The sequence below is a fragment of the Chryseobacillus diguaensis genome (assembly GCF_049220665.1).
In the GTDB taxonomy this organism is placed as follows: Bacteria; Bacillota; Bacilli; order Bacillales; family Bacillaceae; genus Metabacillus_B.
The window spans coordinates 1-15,435 of record NZ_JBMKNV010000026.1 but is presented as its reverse complement, the minus strand read 5'-3'; the positions used below and the strand labels follow the sequence as shown (position 1 = coordinate 15,435).

Sequence of the window (15,435 nt, the reverse complement as noted above, 5' to 3'; positions counted from 1 at the left end):
ATAAAATGAAAAACCTTCCAATTATGTAATTATGGAAGGTTATTTGTCATGGACATTTTTAGTATAGCACGAAGAAATATAGTTTTTAATGAAAAATGTTGACAAACTATTAGCTGGTTTTGTTGAAGATCAGAACTACAAAATCGTTATTATAATAGATTATGCCTTCTTCAACTAACGCATCCTTTAGTTTAAGAAGAAATCTTTAAAGTTGGAGATCTAAATCATTTAAAGTCCCATTCAATATTTATCTGATTTTCTCCGCCAACTCTAAAATAATTCCCTCTGGACCACGAACGTAGCATAACTTATAACTTTCTTCATATTGCTGTATCTCACTAAAGATTTCCGTGCCCTTCTTTTTCAATTTTGCAACAATAGCTTCAATATCTTCAACAGCAAAGCAAATATGTCGGATACCCAGCGTATTTGCAAAAGGTTGCTGAATATCTTTTTCATCTGAAGGCGTATAAAATTTGACTAGCTCTATCCATGCCTGACCATCTGGCATTCCCAATCCTACACATGCCGTTTTAACATCATTAAGCCCAACTATTCTGTCCAACTGTTCTCCATCCAATTCCCATTCGGCTTGCACTTCAAGACCTAAATCAAGAAAAAACGCTTTAGCCTCTGAAAGATCATTTACGTTTATACTCACATGATCTATTCTATTGATCTTCATATCTCATACCTCCTATGTTCCTGTTATTTTCAATACCTGTATTGGTGTAAGGTTTGTTTGAAATTATAATTCACTTAAAACAGAAAATATCCTTCTTAAACAAACCTGCTCCTTTAATTTAAGTGAAAGCATTCACAAACTCCAACTCTACATAATATCCAAATGTAAGTGTTATTCAAGAATATGGCCCGATTGCGGAACAAAAAATAACCCTGCCGAGACTTCAACAGAATATTATCAATATTTGTTTTAAATAATCAATATTTGTTTTAAATAATCAATATTTGTTTTAAATGATCAATCATATTTATTAAACTACAATTATAGAGGTAACCAATTACTCAATAGACAATTAGCTTTCATACGAATGATATTTTCTGTATTTCCCTAAAATGGCAGCTTTACATAAAATCGAGGAATGAACGTATCAGCCATGGATAGCCGCTAAATTGTAACTTCAGGGAAAAAACCAATATTCATCTCGGGCATTGACCAGTTGGTCTTTTCCGTCACAATCCTATACATGCAACCAATGGAAATGCCAACCCCGCCCCCCATTACAATTCCGTTCATATAAGCAAGAATGGGCTTAGGATATTGATGAATAGCTGATCCATACGGTATAGAATGGAAGAGCCGTTTCTTCCCGGTCCGTTCCCCTGCCGTTATAGAAAAAGCGTTCCGAAATTCGTTTTACTCTATATTCGCATGGACCTTAAAATTCACTTTTAGGTTAGGATAATATTCATTCCTCCAGTTTTTTAATTCATGGTAAGAAATGAGATGCTGAAATTGAATTTTTCTACACGTTGGGATTTTCTTATCCGCTGTGTCACTTTGTGCCTCCTTTTCCTTCAATACGAAATCATTAAAATGGTTTTAAGAAAGGCCGATAAAGGAAAATACCTTCCCTACTATTTGCGACAAACAGAGCAAGATCTGTTCTAAATATTCCAGGGTTAATTGACACCAAAGCAACATATAAAGCAGGAAGTATGATCGTGGCTACAGCTCCAATTACTCGAAAAATTCGAAGCATTAATGCCAATACACGAGGAAAATTCCGATCATTTTCACTCCTAAACATATCCCAAATTAGATTTGGAAAAACAAGCGCGTAGGGAAAGTTATCCAAAAACAGCACAATTCTGTTCTTTTTTAAGGAATGTATGGCTTGAATTGGCAGTTCTGTAGCGAATAGATGATTTACGGGACTCAACCTGCGTTGTCCAAATTGCTTATTAAGATCATCAATGGTTTCAATGTCTGATTTAATTTTTTCTAACTGCTGGTTGACTTTTTCAATAAGGAAATTGGGGGCTCTTCCTTTAATGTATAGCATTGATAATTTTCGTTTATCCAGCTCTCCGACTTGATAGGAACAGTTGCACAAACGTTCAGTATTCAGACGTTTTCGGATCATCCCAACATTAATATTAATATCATCTCCAAAGGAGTCCATGGAGGCTCGAAAAAAGCGCAATCCTTACTAAATAAAAGGGTCCCGATTGTTGAAGATCAAAGGCTGTGTCGAAGCCGTCTCGCACAAATTGATTTTAGAACCCATTTAATAAGCTTATTACTCACAATAATTTAGTAGAGTAGAAATAAATTATATCCTCTATTTAACATTTTTGATCACTACTTTACTATGGGGAATACTTGGCATGCTAACCATGCTGAAACTTAAATCCTGGTCAGGAACTTCATAATCCATTCGATTCGCTAGAAAATCAAGACTCACTTTCATGACTTCAATGGTGACCCATTCCCCAGCACAGCGATGTCCCATAAAGTAATCACCACCACCCTGCGGAATGAAGCTAAAAGGGCTTCCTTCCCATTTGGCAAACCGTTCAGGACTGAACTCCGCAGGATTTTTCCAAATTTCAGGGTCATGATTTGTGCCATAAAGATCCAGCAAGGTTAACGTGCCTTCTTCAAATTTATAGCCTTTCCAGGTGAAATCTTTTTTTACCAGTGCCACAACAAATGGAAAAAACGGATAAAAACGGCGAACTTCCTGTACAAACATCTGAGCATACTTTTCATCCCCGGATTTAAGTTTCTCCCTTTCTTCCGGATAATGGTGCACTGCCAGCGCAATGAAATTGATGAATATAGCAATCGCCACAATCGGTCTCAAAATATTGATTACTTCTACAGCAGCGGTCTCTGTATCCAGAAGATTCCCTTCCAGATCGCGATACCAGGCAAATCTGTATAATGCGGTATTTTCAGGGGGATTCACTTTCCCATCACGAACACTATCAATGAGTTCTCCAATCCATATTTCTACGTAATTCCGTGCATGTCTCCCTAGCCAATGTTTTGGGCCAACTGCAGCCGCCGACTCGAACATTGCCCCCAAATTTTTTGTCAGCATCTTAACTTTGCCTTCTTCTACCGGTACACCTGCCCACTTACAGGCTGTCCGGCACATAATTTCCTTCGCTTCTTCATAAAGAATAACTTTATCCATCTGTTCCCATTTATCCACTGCTATCTCCCACTGTTTTTTTGTAATGTCGGTCAGTTTTTTAATCTCGTCAGGAGACATGATCGCCATAAACATTTCCTTGCGATGTTTATGGTTCTGCCCATCTAACGCCTGAACACCATTCCTACCAAACAATGTTTGAACCACCCGGTTTGGTGCTGCATCTTTCCTTTTGAATTTCTCAGTGTCATAAAAAACTTCCGCAGCTTCCTTTCCTCCCATGCAGATCGCTTTCTTTCCAAGCAATCGGGTTTCGAAAATATTAGAATTAAAACTGTGACGTCTGTTTAAAATGTACATATATCCTTCTCTAATAAGGCTCAAGCTATGGTCTATTCCTTCTTCTCGAGGTATATGATTTGTATTTGACATATGATCCATCTCCATTTTTCATAGTAATGGTCTTATTCTTTGTAAATTTCCCCCTGTTTAGTCTTAAAAAACTCGGATCACCTAAACAGGTTTCAACCTAAAAAAAGCCAGTTTCCTGTACAGAAATCGACTTTTTAACTTCTTCTTCTTGATTTATCCCGCCCTTAGCATAAGTTTCTACGCTTAGCACAATCAACAGTGTCTCAGCTAGTGAGGATGAATGGTCTTATTTATTCTTGTACGTTCAGAGATTCTATTAATAATATACCTCCAAGATACCTTAATAAAACTCCATGTTGAAATTGATAGTTTCTTAAAGTTAATCTAGAATATCCCTCTATTCTTTTGTCGGACCAATATTGATCCCAAGCTTCTGAAAGTAGCATTATACTTCTCCCTCTCTCATTTGTTGATATTAGTATGATCATAGACTAATAGAATTATTCAACAATCTAGGGAAAATAATTGTTTTTTCTATACGTTATAAACACGCTATAGAGTAACGCCAAAACATAAAAAAGGACACATTCCCTAATATGGAAATGCGCCCGATCGTATTGTTGAATAATCTAGTATATTAATTTATGGTGATCAACGCGCTTTTGATTAAATAATCCTATACGCGTATCTACTTTAATAACTTATTTCTTAAAAGAATAATAGTAATACTTCAAGTCTCGTGGTTGCTTAGAGCTGAACCTACAATTACTTATGATCCTAAATGCATACTTCAACTACTGAAATAGTGACTTTGTTCGAGATCCTCAATGAGCCCTGGATGTATCGGTTGCCATCCCAAAATTTGACATTACCATGAACCTGTCCTGCAGTTTTTAGAGGATAAGGAGGTCATTTATTATCTCGTCAATCCGGTTCTTTCTTATGAAGCAAAAAAGGCCAGTTTAAGAAAAGTCAAAACCAATGCGAATGATGCCTTTCACTTAGGTGAGCTTTATTACAAAAACGGGGACCTAAAACCTTTCCAAAAGAAGAGTATTAGGATAATGAACTTGCGAAATTCAACGCGTCAACACGACTCTTTGACAGGAACCTACGTACAAACAAAGCTTCAATTTCTAACAATATTAAATCAAGTTATCTTCGTACTATGTTAAAATAGCGATCCCACATTGGATCGCTTTTTGTTGATCTATGCTAAATATTTCTCAAGTGGTCCCCAATAGTTGTCTTTCCAGCCTCCAGCAAGATGTTCGCTTTGTCCTTCTGGAAAACCAGCATGATCAAAAATTACTAATGTTTCTTCACCTTGTTCTTTTATTTCGAACTTGGCAATAGAATAAGCTCCCTCAGGCCAATTAACAGCTCTCCAGGCTTGGACTATTCTTTCATTTGGTATAAGCTCAATATTTCTACCTGTGATCATGCCACCAAATAAGGAGAATGCCCCACCAGCCTCAGCGTTAATTTCAGTTGGTGCTCCACCAGAAACTGTACTGAATTGGTTAGCATCAATAAGTGCATCATATACTTGTTTCGGACTTGCTTTTAAAAAAATAACTTCTTGATGAATAGTTGAAGACATACAATCATTCCTCCAGTGTTTTCTTGAATTTTTATTTTTTAATTGACCAAGGATCTACACCTGGATCTTTTCCTTCTGCCAGCATTTGAAGACGTTCCATATAATGAGTCCATCCGTTGCTGTTGGATTTAGCTTTTTCAGTTGGTAGGTTATAATGGTGTAACACAAGAAGAGTACCGTTATTTTGTGGAGTTAAAGTAAATTCAACGGTACTGGAACCTGGAGGCATAATGTCTGAGTCAGCCCATCCCCATGTCCATACAACTTTTTCAAATGGTTTAATTTCCTTAAATTCACCAATTGCGATGTCTAGCCCATTAATGTCGATTCGGTATTTTCCTCCAACACTTGGGTCTAATAAGACGTTTCTCCCAATCCAACGAACCATTTTTTCTGGATCAGTAAAAAAAGAGAATAATGTTTGAGGACTACATTCAATAAAAATTTGTTTCGTTAAACATTCATGTTTAATATTCATGTTTCCTCCTTTCTTCAGCTTCAGCTGCTTCTTTTAAAAGCATAAGGCTGTCATCCCAAAAACTGTCTAAGTATTGCTTTAGTTCTCTAAAACCTTCCCTTCTAATACGATAAAATCGCTTTGTACCTTCTTTTCGAACAACAACTAAGCCTGAGCTTTCCAATACTTTTAAATGCTGTGAAATTGCAGGTGCAGAAATATGAAAATGAAGGGCAATTTCACTGGAAGTAAGTTCACCATTTCGTAAAAGATAGAGTATTTCTCGCCTATTTGGTTCTAATATGGAATGAATTACTTTTTCAATCATAAAAATAATTTAGCACATACTTAATTAAGTGTCAACTTAATTAAGTATGTGCTAAATTATTTTAATAGACAATTTCATATTGATCAAAATAGGGTTCCACAACTATTAACTATAACTGCGTCCTAAAATTAGGACAGAGTTAACATAAAGGTGTTTTTTTTGATAAAAAACACTTCACCGACCTTAAAACATAACAATAAAGTCATTTAAACTAGGGTTACCTTCTATTTTGACATAAAGTTACTTCTGTATTATCTGAATAAGGTTGCCGCATGTATCGTCGAAGACAGCTATTGTGACTTCGCCCATTTCTGTCGGCTCCATAGTAAACTTCACGCCGTGTTGCATTAATCGTTTGTACTCTTTGCGAACATCTGCAACGCCAAACATTGTTGCTGGGATGCCATCGGCAAATATCTTCCTTTGATACTCTTTGGCGGCAGGATGGTCATTCGGTTCAAGCAAAAGCTCGGTACCGTCTTGATCATCTGGAGAAACATGCGTTATCCACCTAAATTCTCCAACGGGAACGTCCTGCTTTTTTACAAAGCCCAGCGTTTCTGAATAAAACTCCAGTGCCCTGTCTTGATCTTGTACGAATATACTGGTAACAATGATTTTCATACTGTTTTTGCCTCCTTTGATATTTGCGACGTATGGTGCTCTGCTAACAATCTGGCTGCAAGCAAAACAACCCACACATTCATCAGAAGTCCTGCTCCGATTTTGTTGCTTGTTTTTTTATAAAGTTACTCTACCCATCGTTTGAGCAAGTTTTTAAGTGATTCGTTGTTGAACTGTTCATTTCTTGCGCCTGATAATGGAAGATCGTTATGCAGAAATGGTGCTGCATTTATATTGCAGAATAGTCCCTAAAACAGATTAAGCTCTCGTCATACTAATTGCTTAGCTTAGGATGAGATATTGATGTTTATTAGTTTGGGTCCAAAAATCGGATATTCTTAAACTCGGAATCCGCAGCAGCAAAATCCATTAATTTAGCTCCCTCAATAGCTAATTCGTCTTTATCAACCTGCAACAATGATTTAAAAGGTTCTATAATGAGTGTTGAGGATTTTCTTTTCTGCTCAATCCTCCAGAGCCCTTGGACAAAGCCGTCAATAAGAAATGTGGCTTTTATGATACCATTCACTGTAAAGACTCTGCTCCGATATTCATTAGCTATAATCCTTGAACGATTTTTATGAGAAAGAAGGATATTGTCAAATTCAGCCAAAAAACGAACTGGTACTGGAGTATCAATATCTGGAAATTCTGCATAGGAAACATCAAACAACTCATTTCCATCATCGTCATAAAAAGTATTTAATTGAAGTCTTAGCCCCTCAATCACCTTACGAATTTTGGTTAGGCCGGACCAAGTCTGTATATCTGAAATCGTCGCTGGTCCGAAAGCCTTTAAGTAGCGTAGAATTAGTGATTCTAAACTATAATCGGTAACAAGTGATTGACACAGCCAATTCTCAGCTGAAGCATGCATGGCCTTACCTTTGGCGCCCCAAATTCCACGGGGAGGAATCTGGACTAATGGTACCAAGTTGCGTGCCGCCGCAGCGAGAGCAGAAGGATCTTTATCTTCCCATTTTTCTTTCAGCAGTTTTCCGAGCTCCTCTAATGTACGTGGTTGACTTTCTACAAGATCTCTACTGATTTTTGCGAGCTCATTATTATCTACATCCTTTAGTCGTCGCCCAAAATTAGCTTTCAAAGTCCGATCCAAAACGGGCTGAATTAAGGGACGAAGCGCCAAACAATCACGCTTGGTGACAAGAAAGATAGTGGAACGCATAAGTGCAATGCGTACAGCATTGCGATTCAACAATAACTGAGATAATGTTTCATGTTTGAAGTTATCTATTCTGGTCCATAAACTTACATAAGGTGAATTGGGTGTTTGAGACTGCATTCCGATTAGATGCTCAAGGGCATCTGGAGTAGACATGTTGGATCGTTTTATAAGAAGCTGCCGGGCTAAAAGTGTTCGGTTTAGAGCACGTGAACTCATTACTCTGCTTAGGCTTTCTTGATTATGATTTGATTTCATCGCTTATCATTCATATCCTCCATAGTTTATGATGATAACGAGCACATCCAACAAAAATTTTCTTCATTTTGAATAGAGAAATAGTCCAAAATCTTGCATAACAGAGGTATGACCCATTTGCCGCAACATGGTAGCTATATTCCCACGGTGATATGATCCGTGTGTGACGACTTGTAGTATTGTTTCAGAAACCGTCGTTTCCAGGAGCCCAGCATATGGATTATCAACCTCAAACACTTTTTCATAATCTTGTTGACTACATAAAAGTTCTTTATACCGTTTAGATAATTCATAAAAACTAGTTTCCATTTCCTCAATATTTTTTATTTCCAGCTGTTCTTTCAATTGGTGTGTGTGTGCCATTGCATCACTCATGCTTTTACCAGAGATAATCTCGAGCCAGGCTAAATCTGTGAGATATATGTGAGACATTACTTTTGCCGCCGAAGAAAAACCACTGTTAACTTCCTTATGGAAAATGTCTTGCGGCAGTTCTTTTAAGCGATTTAAAATAACTTCATTTGCCCATAAGTGGTAGTCATACATTTTTAATACAGAATGATCCGTGATCATTTCTCCTCCCATTTTCAACTTTAATGATTAGATTATGATACATAACTGATTACAAATTTCCAAAGGATTACATCTATAAGATTTATTCTGTTATTGATTAAAAAAACCTCTATTAACTTTATAAAAAAAATTCTCTATTTTCCACAATCCGGTTGCGGAACATCGAGGAGGAGGGGGTGATAAACCCCGACCTCTCACACCACCGTACGTACCGTTCGGTATACGGCGGTTCTACTAAGATCGACGCAGTTGTTCATAACGAGAGTAGAGACTTTTAAGCCCTCGGTGACTCCAATAGGAGTTGTCGAGGGTTTTATGCAGAATGGGACTGCAGGCAACTCTCCAATAGTTCTTTCTGGAGTTCCCCCACTCGTATGCTTTGGATTCAGTTGTGCCTAGCCCAATCAGCTTCCTCATTCGGGTTTTCGGTTTCTTCCACTGCTTCCATTCACACATTCGAAGCCTTCGTCTAATTTCATTCATCAAATTCTTTGAATTTGCTAGGCGTATCAGCTAAAGCGAAATAGCCTCACCAGCCTGTCAGGTATTGGTTCAACATCTCAATCCTTCTCTTCATTGGAAAGGGCTTTGATCGAGAGGTGATTTCTTTCACCTTCTGTTTCAGCCGCTTGATACTTTCTTTCGCTATACGCACCTTCGGTTCTCTATGGGAAGTAAATAAACCCAAGGAACTTTCGCTTCCACGGCCGATCTACTGCCGACTTCTCCATGTTCACCTTTAGTTTCAGGTTATTTTCAATAAATGCTGTAGTGGAGTTCATCACTCGATGACCCGCCTTTTGAGACTTCACATAGATGTTACAGTCATCAGCGTATCGCACAAAACGGTACCCTTTTCTCTAGTTCCTTGTCGAGTTTATCGAGAATGATAATAGAAAGCAGAGGACTGAGAGGCTAACTGCCTTCACAGTTCGGGACTTGCACCCTATAGACTGCACCCATGCCGGGCGCACAAGAAAAAATCCTGAATTTCAATACAGGATTTTTGACCAAACTTTATTTCTAACCCAAACAATTCCGATGCTTAATTCCATGAATTTACTCCCTGGAAAATTATTATTTTTTGAAAATTGCATATGCTCAGTAGTAAATTATGAATTATAACAGAGGAATAGCAACCATTCCATTAGATTGCTGTACAAGGCTTCACTTTTTTAATATGAAATTCTTCTGCCCGGGGGTGATATTAATAAAGAGACTAATGACGGTCAAAAAACTTGAGGACTTTTGCATAGCCTGTTTTCTCTTACTTTTTCTGCTGGGATGGGCCATTAAATGGAAGGTTGGCTGGCTTCTTGCATTTGATAAAATAATGATTCAAATCATTTATGCAGGAATATGTGATCAGCTTACCCCAATTGCGAAAATCTTGTCTCATATATCCGAGTTCCCTTTTTGCCTTGTATTGACATTGCTTATATGCTTAGTCCTGGCTCTATTAAAAAAGGGGTGGTCATCCTTGATTTTTTAGGAACATATTTGAGAGCAAGAGCACTTGACAATATAACCAAAAATTGGGTGGGGCGTGACAGGCCTGTTGCAGGAAATGGTGCTTCATTTCCAAGTGGACAAATGGTGGACGCCGCTGTCTTTTATGGTTTTATCTTATTTCTCTTATGGGATGCTATGGGCCTTAAACACAAGCAAAAACTGTCAGGTCCATTTCTATTTTTCTACATTATTTTGGTTTAGTTGGCTGGAGCCGCGTTTATCTCAAGACGCATTACACAACAGATATTATTGGTGGAGCTTTACTTGGCTTTTCCTGCCTTTCCTTAGGCATTTTATTAAAAAAAGATGGTTTATCTAAACCGACCTAAATATTTCCAAAATTTCCATAATTAAAATAACTGTGTCAGATGGATAGTAATGAAGGAATTTCCTTCTCCATCTACCATCTTCCTTTTACAGTGGAGTAACTCCTCTGCTATGGTCTAAACTTGTTACGTAAATGAGGGGTCAGATATGTTTATCAATACTGTTCCAACCTAGCTGGAACAGATATGCTTATTCTATTGGATGAAAGGTTTGAAAATAGCTATCCACTACATTAAAAAAGAGTGCACTTAGCTGTAGCTTTGAAATTGATTAAAAGTACGTTGTAAGGATTTGATTTTATTAAAGAAGAAAACCACTCATTTTTAAGTCAGAATGAGAATTTGGTGACTCAATGATGAAACCAGAAACAGGTATTTCCATTTATTTTTCCACCCTTCCTATTTTAAATTGCTAACACGTTAATTCAATCTCTTCTATTGTGGGGAGACGGGAGACGGTACTACAATTCCCGGCCCTAAATGTCATACTAATAGAACAGTTCTAATCATATTCTTATAAAGAAAACAGTAAGAAGGAGTGTAAAGTTAGTTGATAAAAGTTAAGGTTAGTTTACGGCCCATTGTTAGTAAGATAAATTTACCCACTGTTTTGAAAACAACTATACTTCCGGGTGACTCAATTGAAAGGTTATTTATTGCAACCCAGGTAGGAGAGATCTTTTACATAGGAAACGGAGTTATAAGGACTTTTTTAGATATTCGCACGCGAATCATAAAGCTAGGTGTTTCAGGTGGTGGATATGATGAACGGGGATTGCTAGGGCTAGCGTTTCATCCCGAATTTTATTATAACGGTCTGTTTTATCTTCATTATTCAGTAGCTGGAACACAAGGTCCAGGTGCTCTTTCTGAACCTTTTGAGCCTAACCCCTGTGATCCCAGAACCTTAAACCTAATGTGGATAAATAGAGAAACTCAATATGATCATATTGATACAATTGAAGAATGGATTTTACAATCGAATGGTCAACCTCAAAAACGACGGACATTACTTAACTTAAGAAGACCATTTTTAAATCATAATGGTGTCAATAGCTTAAACTTTTCACCTGAAACAAGAAGACTTGTTTTAACAACCGGAGATGGTGGATCAGGCTATGATCCATTTAATTTAAGCCAGGACGATATGGAAATCGCAGGTAAAATTATTGAAATTGATGTAGTTAAGAATACATTTATCTATAATCCACCCGTAGTCACACGTTTTAATGAACTTCCCGCACCTATTCAGGAAACGCTTACAGTAATTGCCAAAGGGGTTCGCAATATACCAGGTATTTCATTTCAAAGATTTTATAATGAGTATATCAAATATGTGGGAAATGTAGGGCAGGATTTGGCAGAGTCGATTTTTTCATTCGTTCATTATAAACCAATACCGGTTACTAAGCTTATTCAAGCTTCTGAACCTGACAAAGAAGGATTTATTAACTTTGGCTGGCGAGGGTGGGAAGGTGCTTTTCCTACTTCGATTATAAGGAGCTGCTCTGCAAATCCGACTTTGGATGAGAAAACAATTGCTTATTACAATGAAACAGTAAAAACTGCAGAGAGGCGTCTTCAGCCTCTAACTAGTTATTTTCATAAAGATCCCCGGCCTGATAAGTTTGGAGGAACTGCACTTACAGGAGTTCAGCCCTATATGGGGAATGGAATCCCCAATTTAACTGGAAGCGTTGTGTTTACCGATCTTGCCCGGGTTGAAGAATCTCAACCTCCTGTTAGAGGGGTTTTAGCTTATACCAGGGTAACAAAAGATTGTAATCTAAATGATTTTAGTGTTATTGAAACTGAATATAATTTTGGGTCACAATCAGCTTATTATGTAAATTTGGGAGCGAATCTGGATCAAACCAAACTATATTTAGGGGTTTATGGCTCTATGAAGGTGGCTGATTTTAACCAAGGTACTGTTTTTGAAATTGTTCCATGATTCAATTCATAACTATAAAATTCGACTTAATACAAGATAAATCTCTTTAATGAATAAAAATATAAAACAAACAAGAGAGCAAGTACGGCATAATAGGAATCATTTCTATCTGTAACTAAACTGCCAGTTAACCTAAGTACAAATTTTTCACAATCTTCTCTATAAATTTAACATAAATATCCAATTACCTTATAAAGAGTTATTCCATAGTAACAGAACAACTTTTTGTCACTTAACAGCTGATTAATTGCGGAATCCGTTACTTTAACAAACGAGCTGTAAACGGTTGTAAAAGTATTGTCGCTTTTCTACTTTTCACAAAGAAATAGGCACTATCACTAGTGCCTGCTTGCCTCATATTTTTTAATAATTTTATAAAATGTTTTTCTAGTGACCAAGATATGAACATAAGATGGAATTTCACCATTTTCCAAGTGTTAATTAACCTTGAATTTTTAGAACTAAATAGTAAAAAATCCTTGTATATCAGGAATAAATGTTTAGGAGGTTTTCTTTGTCTAAATAAGCATAATTTTCTTCTGAACCGTAGCCTGCGTCTGCAATCAAGTGCTTTGGTTTTAAGTCAAACTGCTTTTTCACATGATCATGGGGCGTTAACGATTTTTGTTTTTAGGAGGATTAGGTTTAGCCTTAAGCTTATTAGTTGTAGGTGAGACTGTTTTGCTTACATTTCTAAACGAAAAAAATTGATACAATATACAATGATAGTTTAAATTAAAGGATATTCTCTGCACTTTTGCAAAAGCTAAGGTAAAAGAAAGGAGGGCAGATATGCATATTTTACAGAAAACTGCTGCTGTCATTTTGGCGGCATTCATTTGTGTTTCGCCTGGAATGGCAAGTGCTGTTTCCCAGCATCCGGAACAGCTTGTTAAAAAGAAAGACGCTGTTATTTCAAAGGACCAAGCGAAAAAAATAGCTCTTACAACAATACCAGGAAGAATCACTAAAATTTCCCTGAAAAAAGATGACGGCCGCCTTGTTTATAAGGTTATCGTACTCATGAATGGTTCAGAGCATAAAATCAAAATTGATGCCATAACAGGCAAGGTTTTGAAGGTGAAACACAAAGATTGAGACCAAGGAGTGCAGATGCAAAATGCACTCCTTTTTAATGCAGCGGGTAATTATTCTCCGGCTTTATTTTTTTAGCCTCAAACATCTTTCTACAAGTAGGGGGTGAACAGTTTAGTTGACGAGATCTAGGTCCCACGCACCCGTACGTTCTACCCTGGCTACTGAAATAATAGGTCCTATTAAAAAAAGAGCAACCAGTAAAAACTGGTTGCCCCTATAATACGACGCACCCGTTAGCTTAATATGATGGCTTTTTTTCAAGTTGACCTTTTAACCCAATCCATCGCCCCAATAGGTACAGTTATTTACTTCACAGAGAACATCTTTAGCCAAGTATCACACCTCCTTTTTTGTGTTATCATTTACAATTTAGGAGTGATTGATACTTTTTTTATTCGTGCTACAAATATCATGCTTTATTAGACCAACATGCACATTCTTTAACTTTTGCCGTTATCTAGTTTATCTGGTACCGCCTGTAAGATGCGCGTCAAACATATCAATGATTTCTAGGAACCTATCAGCTTCCCGGAAAACATGGTCTGCTAATAAAGGATGAATAATGCTCTTTATTTTACATTGCTCAATTAAATCACGGGCTGTTTTCTTGAAGTCCCTAAGAGATGCGACCGACACCCGATTTTGATCAAGGAATTGATCTAAAAGAGGAACAGTTTGAGATTGTGGCTTCATAGATTCTAAGTCCCTTGCTTGATACAGCAATAGATCAAAATCATTGCTGAAATTCCGTGCTACATCAACTAGTTTCCTTTCTGACGGATCAAGGAGATGACCAATAAATTTGGCATGGTCTGCCATAATCCTTAAGAAGAAGACATTTTCTTTAATAATGGCATCTGGAAGCGATTGTAATTTCCCTTCGTTTAATTCAATTAATCGTTTTCTAAAATAATTTGCTTCCCTACTTGTATGGTCAACTAATAGTGGGAAATTATTTGCCCCCGGCAATTTGCATGTGAGAATTAAACCTAATACTTTCCGTTTAAATACGAAAATATTAGTTGCAGCTTGTTGTACTTCTGAGTTAAATCTTCTTATTTGTTCGGGGTCTGTTTGATTATTAAAGGAATGCGCAGTTTGTTCGATGTGTTCAAATAAGCGATAAAATTGATTAGACTCATGAATTAGTTGAGTATCTTCTTCTCTAAAACCCAATCGAAGAAATAAAGAATGTTCTTTCATGATCCTAGCCCAAAAACGAATTTCATTTATAGAGCGCTCAACAAACAATCCAGATGTAACTCCGGTATCAGCATGCAAAGATGTATCATCCCCATTCATTCTATAACCTCCCGGAATTACTCCTTTTGTTCTATTCATATTTACATAGTCATTTGAATATGCCTTAAAACAAAAGTTCCGCATTAGTTTTAAAAATATAAAGAGGACTTTATCTTTGTTCTGCCTATGACTATCGTTAAAAATCTTAGTTTCCCATATTAATCTTTTGAAACTAAACTGCTCCGTTTGTTCAACAAGAAAAGCTGCCAAAATGACAGCTCCGATTTTAAACTATTGCGCCCGTTAATTGAATAAGTACCTTTTTATCCTTTGCTCTTATTAATGAGCTTTTATCTTCTTATACAAAGCATGAATAAGGTATAAAGAACACTTCCGAATCTCCACAATTTGCACAAACTAATATGAATTAATTACCAATCTATTCATACAATTTCCATGGAAAAATACCATGCTATACATAGTAAAATGATATCAACGGAGGAAAGCAGAAGTGGAAATCAAAATCAATATCGAAAAGCCAAATGTAGAAGAAAGGAAAAGTTTAACAGGCTATCAACGAAGACTCGTATTTGGCTGTCCACTTACTGGATAGCCGTTTTTGTTATTTTTCAATTTCTTTTAGTTAATTCTTTTTCAACTCCCTCAGTTTGATACGAATATCTCTCGAATGCTCACTTATTCGCAGGATTTCATAACCCTTGTAATTGGGTTTACGGGTAAATGAAATGAGTTCACATCAGTTTGGCTTCGTGAAGGCAT

Annotated in this window: 13 protein-coding genes and 3 pseudogenes; 4 read left to right on the top strand and 12 right to left on the bottom strand. The window is 36.9% G+C overall.

What is annotated here, in order from left to right; translation table 11 throughout:
- Positions 1–247 precede the first annotated feature (247 nt).
- From ACOT8F_RS20720 to cypC, 4 genes and pseudogenes are all read right to left on the bottom strand, one after another.
- On the bottom strand, positions 248–685 hold the full coding sequence (locus ACOT8F_RS20720; RefSeq protein WP_093274033.1) for a VOC family protein: 438 nt from the start codon (positions 683–685) through the stop codon (positions 248–250).
- 453 nt (positions 686–1,138) lie between these two features.
- A pseudogene (locus ACOT8F_RS20715) lies at positions 1,139–1,291 on the bottom strand (enoyl-CoA hydratase/isomerase family protein); the annotation flags it as partial.
- Between the two features lie 262 nt (positions 1,292–1,553).
- The gene (locus tag ACOT8F_RS20710; protein WP_421653807.1) at positions 1,554–2,147 is read right to left on the bottom strand and encodes a spore germination protein; all 594 of its coding nucleotides are present in this window, start codon (positions 2,145–2,147) and stop codon (positions 1,554–1,556) included.
- Between the two features lie 159 nt (positions 2,148–2,306).
- Positions 2,307–3,557 (bottom strand): CYP152 family fatty-acid peroxygenase CypC, encoded by a 1,251-nt coding sequence (gene cypC, locus ACOT8F_RS20705; RefSeq protein WP_421653806.1) that lies wholly within the window; start codon positions 3,555–3,557, stop codon positions 2,307–2,309.
- Positions 3,558–4,375: 818 nt separating this feature from the next.
- Between cypC and ACOT8F_RS20700 the strand changes: the two are divergent.
- Positions 4,376–4,672, top strand: a pseudogene (locus tag ACOT8F_RS20700) (IS110 family transposase); the annotation flags it as partial.
- A gap of 35 nt (positions 4,673–4,707) precedes the next feature.
- On the opposite strand, the gene ACOT8F_RS20695 reads toward ACOT8F_RS20700, so the two are convergent.
- The 7 genes and pseudogenes from ACOT8F_RS20695 to ACOT8F_RS20665 form a co-directional block, all read right to left on the bottom strand.
- Positions 4,708–5,100, bottom strand: a complete 393-nt coding sequence (locus ACOT8F_RS20695) for an SRPBCC domain-containing protein (RefSeq protein WP_421653805.1) — start codon at positions 5,098–5,100, stop codon at positions 4,708–4,710.
- Between the two features lie 31 nt (positions 5,101–5,131).
- Positions 5,132–5,578, bottom strand: a complete 447-nt coding sequence (locus ACOT8F_RS20690) for an SRPBCC family protein (RefSeq protein ID WP_421653804.1) — start codon at positions 5,576–5,578, stop codon at positions 5,132–5,134.
- A complete protein-coding gene (locus tag ACOT8F_RS20685) occupies positions 5,568–5,885 on the bottom strand; it encodes an ArsR/SmtB family transcription factor (RefSeq protein ID WP_421653803.1) in 318 nt (105 codons plus the stop codon). The genes ACOT8F_RS20690 and ACOT8F_RS20685 overlap by 11 nt, the downstream gene beginning before the upstream one ends.
- 240 nt (positions 5,886–6,125) lie before the next feature.
- Positions 6,126–6,509 carry a VOC family protein gene (locus ACOT8F_RS20680; RefSeq protein ID WP_421653802.1) on the bottom strand — a complete coding sequence of 128 codons (384 nt, stop codon included), beginning with the start codon at positions 6,507–6,509 and terminating at the stop codon, positions 6,126–6,128.
- A 310-nt stretch (positions 6,510–6,819) separates the two neighbouring features.
- A complete protein-coding gene (locus ACOT8F_RS20675) occupies positions 6,820–7,950 on the bottom strand; it encodes a winged helix DNA-binding domain-containing protein (RefSeq protein ID WP_421653801.1) in 1,131 nt (376 codons plus the stop codon).
- Between the two features lie 63 nt (positions 7,951–8,013).
- A complete protein-coding gene (locus ACOT8F_RS20670) occupies positions 8,014–8,523 on the bottom strand; it encodes a DinB family protein (protein WP_421653800.1) in 510 nt (169 codons plus the stop codon).
- A gap of 234 nt (positions 8,524–8,757) precedes the next feature.
- Positions 8,758–9,438 (bottom strand): annotated as a pseudogene (locus ACOT8F_RS20665) (group II intron maturase-specific domain-containing protein); the annotation flags it as partial.
- Positions 9,439–10,205: 767 nt separating this feature from the next.
- On the opposite strand from ACOT8F_RS20665, the gene ACOT8F_RS20660 reads away from it, so the two are divergent.
- From ACOT8F_RS20660 to ACOT8F_RS20650, 3 genes are all read left to right on the top strand, one after another.
- A complete protein-coding gene (locus tag ACOT8F_RS20660) occupies positions 10,206–10,364 on the top strand; it encodes a phosphatase PAP2 family protein (RefSeq protein ID WP_421653808.1) in 159 nt (52 codons plus the stop codon).
- Between the two features lie 547 nt (positions 10,365–10,911).
- Positions 10,912–12,315: a PQQ-dependent sugar dehydrogenase gene (locus tag ACOT8F_RS20655; RefSeq protein ID WP_421653799.1), complete on the top strand. Its 1,404-nt coding sequence runs from the start codon at positions 10,912–10,914 to the stop codon at positions 12,313–12,315.
- A gap of 792 nt (positions 12,316–13,107) precedes the next feature.
- Positions 13,108–13,413, top strand: a complete 306-nt coding sequence (locus tag ACOT8F_RS20650; protein WP_421653798.1) for a PepSY domain-containing protein — start codon at positions 13,108–13,110, stop codon at positions 13,411–13,413.
- Positions 13,414–13,875: 462 nt separating this feature from the next.
- On the opposite strand, the gene ACOT8F_RS20645 is transcribed toward ACOT8F_RS20650, so the two are convergent.
- Positions 13,876–14,715 carry a DUF2935 domain-containing protein gene (locus ACOT8F_RS20645; protein WP_421653797.1) on the bottom strand — a complete coding sequence of 280 codons (840 nt, stop codon included), beginning with the start codon at positions 14,713–14,715 and terminating at the stop codon, positions 13,876–13,878.
- Between the last annotated feature and the right edge of the window lie 720 nt (positions 14,716–15,435).

What these genes read in the sequence shown, in the direction of transcription:
- ACOT8F_RS20690 (WP_421653804.1), bottom strand. Translation starts at nt 5,578, where the DNA reads ATGAATATTAAACATGAATGTTTAACGAAACAAATTTTTATTGAATGT.
- ACOT8F_RS20680 (WP_421653802.1), bottom strand. Translation starts at nt 6,509, where the DNA reads ATGAAAATCATTGTTACCAGTATATTCGTACAAGATCAAGACAGGGCA.
- ACOT8F_RS20710 (WP_421653807.1), bottom strand. Translation starts at nt 2,147, where the DNA reads ATGGACTCCTTTGGAGATGATATTAATATTAATGTTGGGATGATCCGA.
- ACOT8F_RS20685 (WP_421653803.1), bottom strand. Translation starts at nt 5,885, where the DNA reads ATGATTGAAAAAGTAATTCATTCCATATTAGAACCAAATAGGCGAGAA.
- ACOT8F_RS20675 (WP_421653801.1), bottom strand. Translation starts at nt 7,950, where the DNA reads ATGAAATCAAATCATAATCAAGAAAGCCTAAGCAGAGTAATGAGTTCA.
- ACOT8F_RS20670 (WP_421653800.1), bottom strand. Translation starts at nt 8,523, where the DNA reads ATGATCACGGATCATTCTGTATTAAAAATGTATGACTACCACTTATGG.
- ACOT8F_RS20695 (WP_421653805.1), bottom strand. Translation starts at nt 5,100, where the DNA reads ATGTCTTCAACTATTCATCAAGAAGTTATTTTTTTAAAAGCAAGTCCG.
- cypC (WP_421653806.1), bottom strand. Translation starts at nt 3,557, where the DNA reads ATGTCAAATACAAATCATATACCTCGAGAAGAAGGAATAGACCATAGC.
- ACOT8F_RS20650 (WP_421653798.1), top strand. Translation starts at nt 13,108, where the DNA reads ATGCATATTTTACAGAAAACTGCTGCTGTCATTTTGGCGGCATTCATT.
- ACOT8F_RS20645 (WP_421653797.1), bottom strand. Translation starts at nt 14,715, where the DNA reads ATGAATGGGGATGATACATCTTTGCATGCTGATACCGGAGTTACATCT.
- ACOT8F_RS20720 (WP_093274033.1), bottom strand. Translation starts at nt 685, where the DNA reads ATGAAGATCAATAGAATAGATCATGTGAGTATAAACGTAAATGATCTT.